Here is a 16,259-nt window from a genome sequence, read left to right as displayed (position 1 = left end):
GGCGCCATGAAACACTTCCGGCCGGGTATCGTGCCGTCGCTGGTGGTGGCCGTGCTGGTGCCGGTGATGGTGTGCCTGGGGTTCTGGCAATTGAGCCGCGGCGAACAGAAGCGTGTGCTCATGGAAAATTACGCCGAGCGCCGCGTGGCGCCGCCGATGGACAGCACCGAGCTTGCGCACACCAGCGATCCGGCCTTTCGACTCGTAACTCTGCAGGGCCAGTTCGACACCGAGCACAGCATCCTGCTGGATAACCGCCAGCACGACGGCAAGGTCGGCATCGAGTTGCTGCAACCGTTCCTCGACCACCGCACCGGGCTGTGGCTGCTGGTCAATCGCGGCTGGTTGCCCTGGCCCGACCGACGCACCCCGCCGGTCTTCAACACGCCGGAACAACCGGTGAGCCTCCAGGCCTGGGTCTACGTGGCACCGGGCGCGACCTTCCAGCTTCACGCCGACCCAGCGGGCGCCCCGTGGCCGCGACTGGTCACCACCATCGAACCGGACAAGCTCTGGGCCGAACTGGGTCGCAGCGGCTTCACCTATGAATTACGCCAACAAAGCGGCCCCGGCGCCTACCGGACCGATTGGCCGGTGGTCGCCATGGGCCCGGAAAAACACCTCGGCTATGCCGTGCAGTGGTTCGCCATGGCGACGGCACTGTTCGGCCTGTTCCTTTATCTCGGATGGCACAACGCAGGGAGACACCATGGGAAACACCATGAATCCAACCAACACGTCTGAGGCGCCCGTGGTGCCCAACCGTCGCAAGGGACGCCTGCAATTGCTGCTGATCGTGCTCGGGGTGATCGGCCCAATGATCCTGGCCACCGGCATGTACAAATTCCAGTTCTGGGTGCCCGACAGCCGCAGCTACCACGGTGAACTGATCGGCAACGGCCAGACCCGCGCCGAGATTGGCGTACAGGCCGATGAACAGCGCTGGCAGATCCTGGTCACCGCACCGCAGGAATGCTCGGTGGATTGCCGGCAACTGGTGTACCTCGCCCGGCAGGTACAGATCGGCCTCGGCCGCGACGCCTCCCGCGCCAGCCACGCCTTGGCTATCGCGCAACCGCTGGACGCTGAATATGACGGGCAACTGCAGCGTGAATACCCGCAGTTGCAACGCTACCCACTGGACCTACCGGCCTACCAGAAAGGCGCCCAAGGCTCCGGCGGTGCGCAACTGTGGATCATCGATCCCCACAGCAACCTGGTGCTGCGCTACGACGCCCGGGTCAAGGGCAAGGACCTGCTCAACGACCTGCGCCACCTGCTGAAACTGTCGAACATCGGATGAGGGCATCGACATGGCCAAACCTGGATTTCGCCTCGCGCTGTTTGCCACGCTGCTGGCACTGATCGTCGTCCTGCTGGGCGCCTACACCCGGCTCACCCACGCCGGCCTCGGCTGCCCGGACTGGCCCGGTTGCTACGGTTTCATCAGCGTGCCCAAGAGCGAAGCCCAACTGGCCCATGCCGAGCTGCATTTCCCCGACACCCCGGTGGAGGCCCATAAAGGCTGGAACGAGATGGTCCATCGCTACTTTGCCGGAACCCTGGGGCTGTTGATTACCCTGTTGGCCGCCCGGGCCTGGATGAACCGCCGTCACCCCGGCCTGCCATTGAAACTGCCGCTGTTCCTGCTGGCCGTGGTGTTCGCCCAGGCGGCGTTCGGCATGTGGACCGTGACCCTGAAGCTGTGGCCGCAGGTGGTGACCGGGCATTTGCTCGGCGGCTTCGCGACGTTGAGCCTGCTGTTCCTGCTCACCTTGCGCTTGTCCGGCGTATTGCCGGCGCTGACTGTGCCCAAGCGCCTGCAACATTGGGCCACGGCCGGGCTGCTGCTGGTGATCGGCCAGATCGCCCTCGGCGGTTGGGTCAGCTCCAATTACGCCGCCATGGCCTGCATCGATTTCCCCACCTGCCACGGCCAATGGCTGCCACCGGCCGATTTTGCCAACGGCTTTCACCTGACCCAGCACATCGGCCCGAACTACCTGGGCGGGCAACTGGACAGCGACGCCCGCACGGCCATCCACCTGACCCACCGCATTGGTGCGCTGCTGGTGACGGTGGTGTTACTGGGCCTGGCCTGGCAATTGAAGACTGTCGGCATGACCCGGCTGGCCGGGCTGGTGCTGGCCGCACTGGCGGCGCAGATCACCCTGGGCATCAGCAACGTGCTGTTCCATCTGCCGTTGCCGGTGGCCGTCGCCCACAACGCCGGGGGCGCCGCACTGCTGCTGACCCTGGTGCTGGTCAACTATCACGCCCGTACCAGCCTGGTCCGGGTCAAGCATCAAGTCCCGCTGCGCTGGCGGTTCAACCCGCCTAAACACGGCGCCAGCCCCATAACAATAAAAGGAGAGATGCCATGGCAACCTTGACCGGTGAACGCCACAGCCAAGCGATCTGGCGCGATTACCTGGAGCTGACCAAGCCCAAAGTGGTGGTGCTGATGCTGATCACCTCGCTGGTCGGCATGTTCCTCGCCACCCGTGCCGGCGTGCCGTGGACGGTCCTGGTGTTCGGCAACCTGGGCATCGCCCTGTGTGCCGGCGGCGCGGCGGCGGTCAACCATGTGGTGGACCGACGCATCGACGCGGTGATGGCCCGCACCCACAAACGGCCATTGGCCGAGGGACGAGTCTCCCCCGCCGCCGCCCTGACCTTTGCCCTGGCACTGGCCGTGATCGGCCAGGCCTTGCTGCTGGCCTTCACCAACCCGCTGACAGCCTGGCTGACTCTGGCCTCGTTGCTCGGTTATGCGGTGGTCTATACCGGTTTCCTGAAACGGGCGACGCCGCAGAACATCGTCATCGGCGGCCTGGCTGGCGCGGCACCACCGCTGCTGGGCTGGGTCGCGGCCACCGGTCATGTCAGCGCCGAACCGCTGCTGCTGGTGCTGATCATCTTCGCCTGGACCCCGCCACACTTCTGGGCCCTGGCGATTCACCGCAAGGAGGAATACGCCAAGGCCGACATCCCGATGCTGCCGGTGACCCACGGCGAGCACTACACCAAGATCCATATCCTGCTGTACACCCTGGTGCTGCTGGCGGTGAGCCTGATGCCGTTCGTGATCCACATGAGCGGGATGCTGTACCTGGTTTGCGCGCTGGTGCTGGGTGCCAGGTTTCTGCAATGGGCCGTGGTGTTGTACCGTGGCAGTCGGCCGCACGCGGCGATCAACACCTTCAAGTACTCTATCTGGTACTTGTTCCTGCTGTTTATCGCGCTGCTTGTAGATCATTACTTACTGTTGAGCCTATGACTCGAACCCAGAAAACCGTCTTCATTCTCGTGGCCGTGATCGCGCTGATCCTCGGCCTGACCATCAACAAGGTGCTGTCCGGCAAAGGCCAGGGCGACCCGACGGCGCTGATCGATGCCGGCATCATCCTGCTGCCCCAGAGCCGCAACCTGCCGGACGTGAAAATGACCGACCAGGACGGCCAGCCCGTGGCGATGGACGGGTTGAAAGACAAATGGAGCCTGCTGTTCTTCGGCTACACCTTCTGCCCGGACATCTGCCCGACCACCCTCGCCCAGCTGCGCCAGATCAAAAGCGAACTGCCGCCCGAGGCTGTGGCCAAGTTGCAAATCGTGCTGGTCAGCGTCGACCCGAACCGCGACACGCCCAAGCAACTCAAGCAGTACCTGGGCTACTTCGATCCGCAGTTCATAGGGCTGACCGCCGCCTCAGTGGAAGACCTGCAGAAACTCGCCAATGCGGTGAGCATTCCGTTCATCCCGGCGGACACTAGCAAGCCCAACTACACGGTCGATCACAGCGGCAACCTCGCCGTGATTGGCCCGGACGGTACCCAGCGTGGGTTTATTCGTGCGCCGTTGAATAACCAGAAACTGGTGGCGCAGTTGCCGGAGATGCTCAAGCGTAAATAGCACTTCCGCGGGCATGCCGCTCAGTTAAGCCGTGCCGATTCATTGTTGTAGGGAAACTCATTGTGGCGAGGGGATTTATCCCCGCTGGGCTGCGCAGCAGCCCCCCAAAAGCCCAATGCGATCAACATGGCACAACGCGGTGCCTGCGTTCAGGGCGAGAGACCTCCTGCCCCCACTCCCTCTGTGGGAGCGGGCTTGCTCGCGAAAGCGTCGGGTCAGCTTGCATCAGGACTGAATGTACCCCCGCGAGCAAGCCCACCCCCACCTCCAACCTGGGGTGCTCACAAATACTGCATCCAACCCAACTCCCCTGTGGGAGCGAGCCTGCTCGCGATGACACCCGCCCAGCCCCCCCGTGTCGAGGGAGCTTACTCCCGCTCGGCTGCGCAGCAGCCGCAAAACCAGACGATGCGGTTTGCCTGAAGAAATCCAGGGGCCTGCTGCGCAGGCCAGCGGGAGCAAGCTCCCTCACCACAGGGGTTAGTGTCGAGCCGAATATCCAGCCCAACGCCACCCACTGTGGGAGCGGGCTTGCTCGCGAAAGCGGCGGGTCAGCTTGCATCAATATTGAATGTGCCACCCTCTTCGCGAGCAAGCCCGCTCCCACACCGGGTGGTGGCCGAACACAGCCTCTGCAACAGCCCGATCCCCTGTGGGAGCAAAGCTTGCTCGCGAAAGCGGCGGGTCAGCTTGCATCAATGTTGAACATGCCACCCTCTTCGCAAGCAAGCCCGCTCCCACACCGGGTGGTGGCCGAACACAGTCTCTGCAACAGCCCCGATCCCCTGTGGGAGCAAAGCTTGCTCGCGATGAAATCGACACGGTTCCAGACCAAAACAAGTCACCCAAATCGCCGGCAAACCCCACTCCTACAGAACCTGCCTACACACCTTCATCAAGCTACGCATCCTTGCGCCTTTGCCTACAACTACGCCAGAATCCGCCCGCTTGTGCGCCTTGTCCCTGGGTTCTATTGTCTTTCCTGCCACTGCCCATCAGTGGTCGGGTTTAGTAGCCCGAGGTAATCGAAGTTGTACAAGCGCTTCTCAAACAGGGCCCTACCCTGTTCTTGATGGTGGCTGTACGCAGGGCGCTCAGGCGCGCCGGCTTCTTCGGTTCCCCGGTCTACTAACCTGCGTACAGCTGCCACCCCATTGTTTAGTAGCTTCGGGGTGTCGGCATCACATCTGGAACCGAAGCATATGTACAAAATAACTCCGAATCCGCCAGTGGCAGATTCCACCTCTACATCCGCAAAATCCAAAGCCAAGCAGCAAGACGAAACCACCAAACGGGTGCTCGATCACTACTTGCTACCGAAACCAGATAAATCCCAAGACGCCCCCAAACCGGGCCAGCTATACACCGTCGTGAAAGGCCTCGATAACGAATGCCTGCTCGCCAACCTCAGCGAAACCCTGGCCTCGGCTGATGCCATGGTGAGTGACCTGGCGTTTGATCTGGATGGATCGAGGCGTCATGTGGCGCAGGGTATCCAGCAGTTGATTGAGCTCAGTTCGTTGCTGGCGAATCGGGTGTTGGATAACGTGGAACCGCGGCAGTAGTATTTTTTCTCCAATGAAAAAACCCGACGTTTTGCGTCGGGTTTTGGTTCTTCTATCCGTGGATAGCGAACGGATGAGATGTAAATATTCTCAAATTTCTTTTCCCGCATATCCCACCACGGTCCTTCCTAGCGACAGGCTGCAAACAGCCAAAAGCAGCCGCTCTGCAAGAGCTTCTTCCAGACGGAGCCGGTAGTTCGCTAACGGTACATACTTGCCCTAGTTCGGATGTTCCGCGAGGACGACGCATCAGCACAGTGAGCGCTAGTTCAGCCTTAGGCCCTCGTTTGTACCGCATCCATCTCGCCACTTAAAATTGATGGCAGCGGTCACGGCAACCAACATACAACGCTACTTTCTTAATTACGATACTTTTGTGATTTCAAGCATGCCATTCTGAAAGCGAATATTGAGCCCCTCTCTTGAGGCATTTCTTTCGAAATAGAAATATACCGCCTGCCATGCCGACGACCTTGGATTTTTGTTAACAAAATCGGCCAGGGCGCTGTAGACATTAGACCCTTCTTTGGCAATAATGCTTTCCACAATGCCGTGCATCGGCAAGTTTGTACCTTTGCTTAATATCAACCAAAGTGTATTTATCTCAAGATCTATCGCATCTGTCATAATGCATTGAGCGAACCAATCATTCCAATCTTCAACTTTGATTTGGTTATGAAGACTCAGATAGGTATCAATGTATAAAGCTAGCTGATTTATTGACCAATCCAAACCTGACTTTGCACAAATTAAAAGTAATTTTATTTCTTCCACGCTACCTGTATCTACTTCCTTTATAAGCTCTTCCGTTTTCGACAGAATTAAGCCGCCAACCTCTCGAGGTGATTTGCGGCTCGTAAACGGCCCCCCCAGATAAATATTTTTAATTTTGCTATCGGCAATATACATCGTCGAACTATACAAATCCTCAACAATCCCAACCATATCAGAGCACTGCAATGCACGGGAAAAAATAATCTCCACGCCACGCCTTACAACAGCATCAGAAAAATATGGGACTTTACGAATCCAAGAGTGAATCTGATTTATATCTGCTGAGGCGAGCGTGTCAGTAGCAGCCTCTGCAAATTCCAACAGACCAAGTGAGCCAAGTATGGCTTGAATATCATATCGGTACTCTGGATGGGTCAAAGGGTCTTTCGCAACTTCAGATAGTAAACCAATTACTTCCGAAGTCACTTCTTTCTCTCGACTACTTTTCAAGTAAGAAAGTGCATGAGCATGACCGCCAGTCTTTTCGAGTCGACACAGTCCGCAAAAATGAGCTTTCCACCAGCTTGTCGACATGTAGGCCTCACTAAAACTTTGCCAGAGACTGCGGTACTCAGCCTCTCCGAACGCGGCTTCTATTAATTTAGACTGTGAGCCATCGGAATATTCCATTACGAAAAACGTTGCTACAGACCTCACGACAAGCGGGAGGGTTTCATCCGCGACTATCGCTTTCCAGTTAATTGATGGTTCTTCGCGCAACTGGAAAAGCACTTCAGCAATAACAGCGGAAGGCAAAGTACTAGTAACTTCCTTTCGAGCTCTATTTAACAAAAGCTCAAGAGATTCATTTTTTGCGAGTTTTATTGCGCGACACCAATTTAAGTCCCACAACTCCCTAATATCTTCACCCTTTAGCACGGCTTCTAAGCACTCAAGCATAAGCTCACTCTCGGAAACTCGAACAAGAATGTTCGCTCGCTCGTAGATGTCACTGCCACTTTTGACAAGCGCGCTTCGAATGTCAGGGTGTAGGGGCTTACAAAAACCGTCGGCGATTAAATTGCCGATTTGCATTCTGATTTGATGTCCGCCTTTGGTTAAGGCATGTGCTAACTTCGAAGCAACCATTTCCCGGAGATCTGAGCTAACCGAAGCACCATTGACAATACAGCGCGCAGCCAGCCTCAATGACGTATAAAAAATATCATCATCTCGTTCGATTTGCCGACGCAGTAAAGCATCCGCGTTGTCGATTTTTTCTACGGCAAATTGAATCGCTTGAGCCCATGGGCGTCGATAAACATTTTCAAGCCAATCATCCGCATCGAGTCTGCCAGCATATGCTAGTACACAACCCGCTAGGTATTCTTGAATCGTAGGAATGCTAAAGGCAAGTCGCGCGCCTCGACGCTCAAGCAGTCCATTTTGGACGAGTGCATCAATACAATCATCGCCGACGGGGTCGCCAAGCGCTTTGCTGAGGCACAATCGTGCTATTGACTCAGGAACGGCAGCCTCGTTTCGCTCTAAAGATAGCAACGCAATCGCTTCAGCTCCACGTCGCAATTGTGACTTTCCAATTGTCGACTTACCAACTCCTTTATGCCTTTCCGGGGATAGTGCATGCAAAATGTAAAGTTCCAATACTTCTGATCTACTGGTGGGAATAACTCCATTTTTAGGCAGCGTGGCCGCATAAATAGCAAGGAACAGTGGAGTTCGGCAAAGCAGGTCTAACTCTTCATAGGCTTGCACATGTTTCACGCTCCTTTGTATGTCGAATTCTCCTCGTGCGCGAAAGTAGGCTCGCAGCATCTGAATCATTTGATCATCATCAAGCCGCTGCAAGCGAAACAACTTGAATTGGGGAGGAAAAGAAGTCACTGAAGCGTCGCGAGCTCCGACTAAGACTGGCATGTCTGGAAAACGTGCCACCGCACGCCCGATCATGTTGACCAGTGCAGCTCTTGAACTGTCATTGAGCTCATCAACACCATCTATGAACATCACGGCGCGCCCTTGTTCGCAAAGGGCTGTCCAATCCATAGTGACTTGATACTGAGCATTATAGTCGGTGTTTAGATAATCCTGTATCGTGGGGTGGTCAGGCAATTTCTCCGCATGGATGAAAGCAGGGACAAATGTAGTATGTTTTGCCAAACGGCGAACTGTCGCGCGGAGAAGTGTTGACTTACCATGCCCTGCCCCGCTTTCGAGAATTACCAATCTCATTTCGGGTGTCGGAAAATCACGCAAATCTACTTTATCGCCATTATCCCTGTGAGCCCGCCATGGGTCCTCATCATCGAAATTTGCCTGTTCAGTTTTTTCAAGGGACACAATATTAGGCCAAACAAGCAAGTCGTCCTGGTGCATCGAAATAGATGTACCAGGCACACCGATATGATCAACCTGTGTGGCTATGGCTTCGCCATATCGCTCGAGCCCATCGGAATGAGTGCCAAAGACGCGGATATGGAACTTCCTGAACAATATTTCTGACAACTCGCTCGCCCGGAAAGTATGACGAACTCTGGCTGCACCACCACAGCAATCCCGCAATCGACTGTACAGTTCAGATGGTTTTTCAGAGGCATGCGGCATCCAGTCCCTTACTCCTGACGTCTCAGCTGAGCTCAGCGTCATAAATTCTGCGCGGGTTCGCTTTATTACGAAGAATGCATCATCATCAGGCAGAGAAAGCGCATTCAATATCAAATCTGCAATCTTACTATGCTCTTGATTAAGAGCATTACGCCATTCTCCAATGTTTTCTTTTCCTTGCGCTCGCTCTAACGTCTCCCGAAGATTCTCCAGCGCCGCGCCAAAAGTTCCAAGTACTAACCGAAACTGGTCTAAAGTAGTACGACATTTCTCAGACTGTTTTTTAGCAGAGCTCCAAAATTTCACCCAAGCTTCGCCTTGAAGAGCGAGTTGCTCCTTCACCTGAATGTAAAGCACTGATCCGTTTGCGTAGTTTACAACGATGTCGTCAATACTTTCGGGAGCTTCCACTCGTACGGAAATAACTCTTGAATGGCCATTGACCGGCGGTCGAGTATCAAGCAACGCCCCTAAGTAGAGCGCGGTGATACTATTTTGGTAATAAATTCCCGACTGCGTTGTCGGTCCTCCGGACTCGGCCAATGTGCCTCCCTGGAACTTCAGGTTAAGAAATATTCATTGTAGCGGCTTTGCCAGAGGTGCGCATCAATATGCCTTGACGAGCAGCGTAATCGAAACATTATCTTCTTTGATCATTCTTGAAAACGTTCTCGGGCCCTGCAACCACGTCTTCGAGAACAGAGCACATTTCTATTGTTTCTCGTTAAGCCTCTTGAGCCCGTATTCCACTCCGTAAATGAAGGCAAGGTAAGCCACGCTTGCCGATCCAAGTATTCCACTGCCTTACGGGCGCCCGCTTTTGCTTCTGTGGTAGCGTTGAGAAAAAATCAAGCTCAGCGCTCTTACGGTTCAACAGCAGCTCCACCAAAGGAAGCCCATGTGGGGAATGCCGTATGCCGAAGCAGAGCAAACCACTAGTAAATGAGGTTACTTCACTCTGCGTTCTTCGTCCGCTTTTGGCCGATCTCTGCCTGTCGCAAAGAGCAGCTCCGGGTCGATTTTTGCCTATCACGACTGTCCGAAATTGACTGTGGATTCAGCCGTCGACGGACACAATCGGCCTGCTTTAGCAGCGCAGGTTGAATTACCTTCTAGAACGCAGCCGCATCATTGATAGCTGCCTCATAGGCATGCTTCTCAAATGTGAAGGGGCCGACTCCTTCAATGATTTGAGGCTCTTCATAGCCGTTCTCGTAAGCAAAGGAATCCCACGTGAAACAGTCATCGTTTTGGCGAACAGATGCTGCGTAGGCGCCACACCCGATGTCACCGCACTCAGGGCAGATGTAAAGGAGTATCCGACCGCTTTCTGTTTCAGCGGGCTCGCGTAATAGCAGACGAGAACTAGATTGTTTGTTTTGCTCTAGGAAGCCCTTAACGAAACACCCCATAAAGTCGGAATGTCCACCAGCAGCTGTAACGATAGCGTTGAGCAACGAACGTTCGTTTATCAGAAAGTCGGAGGAGCATCGCTCGGCCATGGTGCAGCCATTTGAGGCGCTTCCCGGACGAAACAACTCTTGAAATGTGAGGGTACTGACTTCCATACCTGCGAACCACTTTATGCACTGAGTTGGCGTGGAATTACATACAACATCGTGGGTTGGTACAAGCCAAATTTCATCCTCCGACTGAACGCTTTTGGCCGCTCTCTGCCGGTCGCCTCTTCGGCGGATATTGGTCAATTCCTGATGCAAACGGTGGTCCGCACCAATGCAACTGGCTGGTCGATGGAAACGAATACGGAAGGTCACGCGGGTGCAATTTCACAAACAGGATTTTGAGTGGGTCACATTCACTGGAACCGGATGTCAGCATCACTGGAATACACACCCACCGTCAGACATGGGTTAGCGGATAGCCAGGCAGGATGCACCGACCGCTGTCGCCCGGCGTAACTGCGACATGACGTTCCCCGCCGTAATCACCGCAGCAGGCGACATTGGGCAGTTGCTCGCGGCCAGCGCCTCTGCGACCCAGGTATTGCAGGTATAGAACAGCGAGTAACTACCCTCGGCCTGGTAGAACCGGCTCTCTCCATACTGGCCAGGCCCGAGCACCACCAAGGTGCCCGTCGCTGAGCGGGTGAAGGTCCCGGCCACGAACGCGAGTAGTCGTCGGTAGCTGTCCTCCGTCACCCGCACCTTGATGACCTCGCTTGCGGCGAAACGCTGCCTGGGGTCACCGTCAATCTTGACCGCATGCAGCACGGTTGCCGTCGACCCGAACAAGGCTCGCAGGGCCAGGCTCAAGGTGGCCTCTGGGGCTCGGTAAAAATCCTCGTCACCCCAGCCGAACTCAACGAAGTCGCCGTCGCTGAATTCCTCAGCCAGTGCGGGAAGCACCTGAAGCAGATCGGGGCTCGCAATTGCCAACCCGGTATGCAGGCCATGATTCACCACATAGAAGGACCGCCAATCGCCACCCTCGCCCCTCGGCGGGTCCGACGCGGTAGCGCAGCCGAACAGCGTGAGGACCAGGGCTAGCACTACAATGCGCATACACAAGGGCTTGGAGGCTCGCTAACGAAACGTGGGAAAACCCAGCGGGGGTTGGCGCTGTATACAAGCATAGAAGCTGGTTCGCGCCATCAGGCAGGCATTCGTGGGCCGGTTGGGCGTCGAGGCGTTCAGGAAGTGGGTCGGTGATTGACCGCGAGCAAGCCCCGGTTCCAGATCGGAACAAGCCGCCTGCATCGCCAAAACACCTAACTCCTACAGCCCCCACCTACATCCTCCATCAAGCTACGCATCCTTGCGCCTTTGCCTACAACTACGCCAGAATCCGCCCGCTTGTGCGCCCTGTCCCCGGGTTCTATTGTCTTCCTGCCACTGCCCATCAGTGGTCGGGTTTAGTAGCCCGGTTTACGTCTCGGTGTATGAGTCTCATCAGTCAGGCATTGCCTGTTCTCGATGGTGGCTGTGCGCATGGCACCCTCGGGTGCGCCGGGTTTGACGTAATCACCGGTCTACTAACTTGCGCACAGCCGCCACCCTTTCGTTTAGTAGCGAGAGGGTTGCGGCCCAATTGAGAGATTACGTCAATGTTCAAAACTACCCCGAATCCGCCAGAAGCAGATTCCACCTCTACATCCGCAAAATCCAAAGCCAAGCAGCAAGACGAAACCACCAAACGCGTGCTCGATCACTACTTGCTACCAAAACCGGATAAATCCCAAGACGACCCCAAACCGGGGCAGCTATACACCGTCGTGAAAGGCCTCGATAACGAATGCTTGCTCGCCAACCTCAGTGAGACGCTGGCTTCGGCTGATGCGATGGTGAGTGACCTGGCGTTTGATCTGGAGGGATCGAGACGTCATGTGGCGCAGGGGATTCAGCAGTTGATTGAGCTGAGTTCGTTGTTGGCGAATCGGGTGTTGGATAATGTGGAGCCGAGGCAGTAGGTAAACGTTTGTCAATGAAAACCCCCAGCGTTCTGCGCCGGGTTTTGGTTCTTTGAAGCCGTCGGCAATAACCGACAGCTGTTTGAGGCGGGTTTCACATTCTGCTTCGCCAGCTGCATGCGCTATCAGGTTTTATTGTTTTTAGTTGTCGCCGCAATGGCTGTCTCCGTCGAAGCCTCGCCGATAGTTGCAAGAACGTCTTGGCTGTCTATGCTCAGACTGCCGAACGTAGTCTAAAAATCCAAGGTGGACTTTATGACAAAACCGCTTCGCTATCTGTCCATCCTTTATCTAGTGCAAGCACCACTTCTAGCTGTCGCGCAAGACGCCGCTCCGAGCGTCCATCAAATGACAACCACGCCAGAGAATGCAAGGTTCGAAATAGTTCATTCACCGCTGGCAGCCAAATGGACTTTCCGCCTGGATCGATACACTGGAAATATCGGACAGCTGGTAAAGACGGCTTCTGGAGGAAGTGCGTGGGATTCTATGACTGTAATCGGGCTGCCTAAGGTGGATGGCACATCTGGCCCCCGGTTTGTTTTACTTACCTCAGGGCTGGCCGCTAGATTCACATTTCTGATGGATACTCAAAGTGGCAGGACTTGGGAGCTAACAAGCATCAGCAGTGGAAACGCAGAGCCGGAAACTGTATGGCAACCGTTTGAATAAGGGACTAAATAAGGGGACGCCCATTTATTTTCTGGGATCCATGTCGACCTCAAAAAATATCAAAGCCTACTGAAAGATAGCTATAACTAGCTGAATTTATTAGTTTTCGCTATACACGACTATCATTCTATATGAGTCGAAATTTTTCCTAATGTTAGATCCGCCCCTTTCCACTGGAAAGGAGGATTGACTCGTATGGCTAAGAGATCGGTTGGGCCGTGTGAACCTAGCAGTGGGGGCGTTTGCAGACCAAGCGGCATTCGGCTTTCTTGAGATCGTTCCCACGCTCTGCGTGGGAATGCCTCCACGGACGCTCTGCGTTCGGCTCTTGGGGGACGCAGAGCGTCCCTAGCTGCATTCCCACGCGGAGCGTGGGAACGATCAAATGGCTAAGAGCAAGGAATCACCATGTTTGCGTTCTACACCCAGACGTCGTCAGCCACTCCGACCAACCGAATAGCCTCCTCTTCCGAAGGCTCGGCGAAGGTGATGTTCAAATTACCGTAACCGGAATGGTCCCCCACCAAGCTCAACTCGAATCGAGCCCCGGATGCGTCGGTTTCGTAGCTCTTCAAGTAAGTCAGGTCCTTGGCTTCATTGAAAATCACGTCCAACGTGCCGTTGTAACCATTTCCCAGTCGGGTAAAGCCCAAGGCGGACAAGTCGATCGTGTCTTCACCCACGGTATAGTCAATCAGGCGATCAGTGTGGTTTTCGGTGGCGGTGCGGTAGCTGTCGCTCAGTCCGTCGAAGCGGAACACATCGTTGTTACCGCCCCCCACCAATTGGTCCCGGCCCTCTGCGCCAACCAATACATCATCCCCTAGCGCTCCATAAAGGCGATCATCGCCCGCGAACCCTTCGATGATTTCGCCGCGAGCGTTGCCTTGTAAACGATCAGCCCCCTCGGTGCCCGTCAACCTGGCTTGCTGAAACAGGAGGTTGGTTTCATTCAGCGTTTGGCCCAAGTTACCGTTGAAGACCACTTCGAAGCGTTCCCCATCGGCGTTGGCCTCGAAGCTTTTGAGGTAGGTCCGCGTCCCGCTTTCATTGACGCGTATCGCCAGCGTTCCGTCGTGTCCGTTGCCCAGCCCGAGGAAGCCCAGGGAGGCGAGGTCGAGCGTATCGGTGCTGGGGTCGAAGTCAGTGATTCGGTCGCTATGGGCCGCGGTGGCGGTTCGATAGCTGTCTGTGACTGACTGGTAACGGAAGGTATCGGCCCCGGCACCGCCCGTCAGCAGGTCTCGACCTTGCTGGCCGTCGAGCAGATCGTTACCGGCCCCGCCAAGGATCGCATCGTCGAACGAGGCGGTACCGAGCAAGAAGTCAGCATCGCGGCCACCGTCCAGGTGGTAATAGCCGTCGTCGGGATTGCCAAAGCTGTGGTCCAGGCGACCGTCGGGGTTCAACTGGACCAAGGCGGCCAGATAGCCGTCCGCGCTCGTGCCTTGGCTTCCACCAATCAATAGCTTGCCGTCGGCCCGCACGATCATGTCGGCGACTGCGAAAGGCGCGCTTTCCGAGCCCCAACTGACCCGACCCTGATCGCCGAAAGCGGTGTCGAGTGAGCCGTCAGCGTTGAGTCGGATGACGCTCGCCATGCCGCCCGAGGCGCCTGCCAGCAGGATTTTGCCGTCATCCTGGATGACGAGGGCGTCTGCGTGAACATCCAGGGCCAGGCTGCCGCCGTTCGCAAAGCTGCTATCCAGCGTACCGTCCGGGTTGAGGCGGGTCAGGGTATCTTGCCCCGTGACCAATACCTTCCCGTCTCCCTGCAGCGAAACGTCGAACGTGCTACTGGGGTGAATGCCAACGGACGCGGGTAGGTGCAGGATCCCAGCCTCTCCAAAGGACGAGACCAAGGCCCCCGTTGCGTCGAAGCGGGCAATATAGATCTCCCCGGACGGATACCCAGCGCTTGCGAAGAAGCTGCCGTCGCGTTGCACGGAGAACGACGCTTGCTGGCCTAGATCTTCATTCCAATAGAAAGGCACTGTCACGGTGCCGCCGTTCCCGAAACTCGTATCGAGGCTGCCGTCGGCCAAGTTACGACTGATGCCCGACACCCAGACGTTGTCTACGTTCACGTAGCGCGCCACCAGGTAGCCCCCTTCCGGCTGCACGGCGGCATTGCCGCCGTCCTCGATATCGAGCGCCACAGGGAGCAGGGATCTACCGTCGCCACTGAAGGTGCGGTCCAGGCTACCGTTGGCATTGAACCGGACCAGGCTGCCGGTGAAGCCTGAATCCTCTTCGCCTCCCAGCCCCAGGCGACTATAAGCGCCAAGCCAGATAGCACCGTCCGGATCGACCGCGATACCTGCGATTTTGTCCGAGCCCCATAAGGTCGTGGCGGCCATACCTGTTTTTTGCGCGGTTGAAGCGGCGGGCGAAATGCTCTGGCTCATGTCCAAGCCTCCGATAGATTTGGCGCCAAAAACTATAGACACGGCTCAGTCAGGTTGCCATTTATGAGACGAAGGGAGGTTCTTGGACGACCTTCTGCTCTGCTATCGATGCAACCCGTTCCCTTTTCTGTCCCTCAATAGCTTGCCCGCGACGTCTCAAATCTGCCTTGAGTAAGGTGACTGCCATCCCGGCAGTCAAACCGCGCATTGAGTGTTAGCCCAGTGCCAGGGGCTCAAGAGTGGGAAGAACAACTTCATATGCGAGTTACCGATAGGTCTGCGAACATGAAAAAACTAACCCGGCTCCCAACGTTAGCCCTCATTGCACTCGTGTTCTGCGGGGGGCTGTGGGCCGTTTCACAGTGGTGGGAAAAGGCTCTGGCGAAGCCCGTTGGCGCCGCCAGGATCAGCCCCAACGGCTGCTACCGAGTTCAGGAGTTCAAACCTTTTTGGGTACTGCCCGGCCTCTTTCACCCCCAGTCGCCCCCGGATGAACCAGAGCAGCAGCAGTGGTTTGTTCGCTGGGAGATTCCGGCCTTTTTTCGCTTGTACGATAATCGCAACGGCCAGCTGATTGGCGAAAGCGCGATCTACGATCTGGTGAATTATGGGGGACCTGTTTCTTGGGGCTTCGGCAGCCACCCCACCGTTTCCGTCGAAATGATCACGATTGGCACCGACCTACCTGATTGCATAGGTAATCAGCCCGGCTAGCGGGGGCGGAGTGAGTCCCCTTTTCAGTCGATGTTGCTCGGTACGTTTTGGAATAAGGGGACATGGAATAAGGGGACAGATTTATTTTCCTTAGATTTGCCCCTTCAATAGCGCTCGCAATGGATGCTTGCTCCTGCTTCTCCACCTGCTGAGGGCCAAGCCAGGACCTAACCACCGCACCTCCAAGCTACGTATCCTCGCGCCTTTGCCTACAACTGCACC

12 protein-coding genes are annotated in these 16,259 nt (G+C 56.0%); 8 read left to right on the top strand and 4 right to left on the bottom strand.

Translation table 11 applies throughout. From position 1 onward, the window contains the following. The first annotated feature begins 6 nt into the window (after positions 1-6). The 6 genes from KI235_RS00505 to KI235_RS00480 all read left to right on the top strand — a co-directional run bounded on the left by KI235_RS00505 (position 7) and on the right by KI235_RS00480 (position 5,477). A complete protein-coding gene (locus tag KI235_RS00505) occupies positions 7-744 on the top strand; it encodes an SURF1 family protein (RefSeq protein ID WP_043043017.1) in 738 nt (245 codons plus the stop codon). After that, a complete protein-coding gene (locus KI235_RS00500; RefSeq protein ID WP_003196322.1) occupies positions 710-1,303 on the top strand; it encodes a hypothetical protein in 594 nt (197 codons plus the stop codon). The genes KI235_RS00505 and KI235_RS00500 overlap by 35 nt, the downstream gene beginning before the upstream one ends. Positions 1,304-1,313: 10 nt before the next feature. Then, positions 1,314-2,393, top strand: a complete 1,080-nt coding sequence (locus tag KI235_RS00495; RefSeq protein ID WP_212795433.1) for a COX15/CtaA family protein — start codon at positions 1,314-1,316, stop codon at positions 2,391-2,393. Beyond that, positions 2,381-3,280 carry a heme o synthase gene (gene cyoE / locus KI235_RS00490; protein WP_027912895.1) on the top strand — a complete coding sequence of 300 codons (900 nt, stop codon included), beginning with the start codon at positions 2,381-2,383 and terminating at the stop codon, positions 3,278-3,280. The genes KI235_RS00495 and cyoE overlap by 13 nt, the downstream gene beginning before the upstream one ends. After that, positions 3,277-3,912 (top strand): SCO family protein, encoded by a 636-nt coding sequence (locus KI235_RS00485; RefSeq protein WP_003196316.1) that lies wholly within the window; start codon positions 3,277-3,279, stop codon positions 3,910-3,912. Before cyoE ends, KI235_RS00485 begins: the two co-directional genes overlap by 4 nt. A 1,202-nt stretch (positions 3,913-5,114) precedes the next feature. Next, the gene (locus tag KI235_RS00480) at positions 5,115-5,477 is read left to right on the top strand and encodes a DUF6124 family protein (protein ID WP_212795432.1); all 363 of its coding nucleotides are present in this window, start codon (positions 5,115-5,117) and stop codon (positions 5,475-5,477) included. 363 nt (positions 5,478-5,840) lie between these two features. On the opposite strand, the gene KI235_RS00475 is transcribed toward KI235_RS00480, so the two are convergent. The 3 genes from KI235_RS00475 to KI235_RS00465 form a co-directional block, all read right to left on the bottom strand. Continuing rightward, positions 5,841-9,359, bottom strand: a complete 3,519-nt coding sequence (locus KI235_RS00475; RefSeq protein WP_212795431.1) for an NACHT domain-containing protein — start codon at positions 9,357-9,359, stop codon at positions 5,841-5,843. 569 nt (positions 9,360-9,928) lie between these two features. Next, positions 9,929-10,384 (bottom strand): hypothetical protein, encoded by a 456-nt coding sequence (locus KI235_RS00470; protein WP_212795430.1) that lies wholly within the window; start codon positions 10,382-10,384, stop codon positions 9,929-9,931. Between the two features lie 303 nt (positions 10,385-10,687). Beyond that, positions 10,688-11,338: a DUF2459 domain-containing protein gene (locus tag KI235_RS00465; RefSeq protein WP_212795429.1), complete on the bottom strand. Its 651-nt coding sequence runs from the start codon at positions 11,336-11,338 to the stop codon at positions 10,688-10,690. Between the two features lie 542 nt (positions 11,339-11,880). Here KI235_RS00465 and KI235_RS00460 point away from each other — a divergent pair. Beyond that, on the top strand, positions 11,881-12,243 hold the full coding sequence (locus KI235_RS00460) for a DUF6124 family protein (RefSeq protein ID WP_069971275.1): 363 nt from the start codon (positions 11,881-11,883) through the stop codon (positions 12,241-12,243). Between the two features lie 1,091 nt (positions 12,244-13,334). On the opposite strand, the gene KI235_RS00455 is transcribed toward KI235_RS00460, so the two are convergent. Continuing rightward, complete coding sequence (locus tag KI235_RS00455; protein ID WP_212795428.1) at positions 13,335-15,323, bottom strand: type I secretion target; 1,989 nt, start codon at positions 15,321-15,323, stop codon at positions 13,335-13,337. Between the two features lie 285 nt (positions 15,324-15,608). Between KI235_RS00455 and KI235_RS00450 the strand changes: the two genes are divergently transcribed. Then, positions 15,609-16,037 carry a hypothetical protein gene (locus tag KI235_RS00450; RefSeq protein ID WP_212795427.1) on the top strand — a complete coding sequence of 143 codons (429 nt, stop codon included), beginning with the start codon at positions 15,609-15,611 and terminating at the stop codon, positions 16,035-16,037. Positions 16,038-16,259: the final 222 nt, after the last annotated feature.

The organism is Pseudomonas sp. St386, from assembly GCF_018325865.1.
Taxonomy (GTDB): Bacteria; Pseudomonadota; Gammaproteobacteria; order Pseudomonadales; family Pseudomonadaceae; genus Aquipseudomonas; species Aquipseudomonas brassicacearum.
Note: the sequence above shows the minus strand (reverse complement) of the source record. Positions and strands in the feature narration are given on the sequence as shown.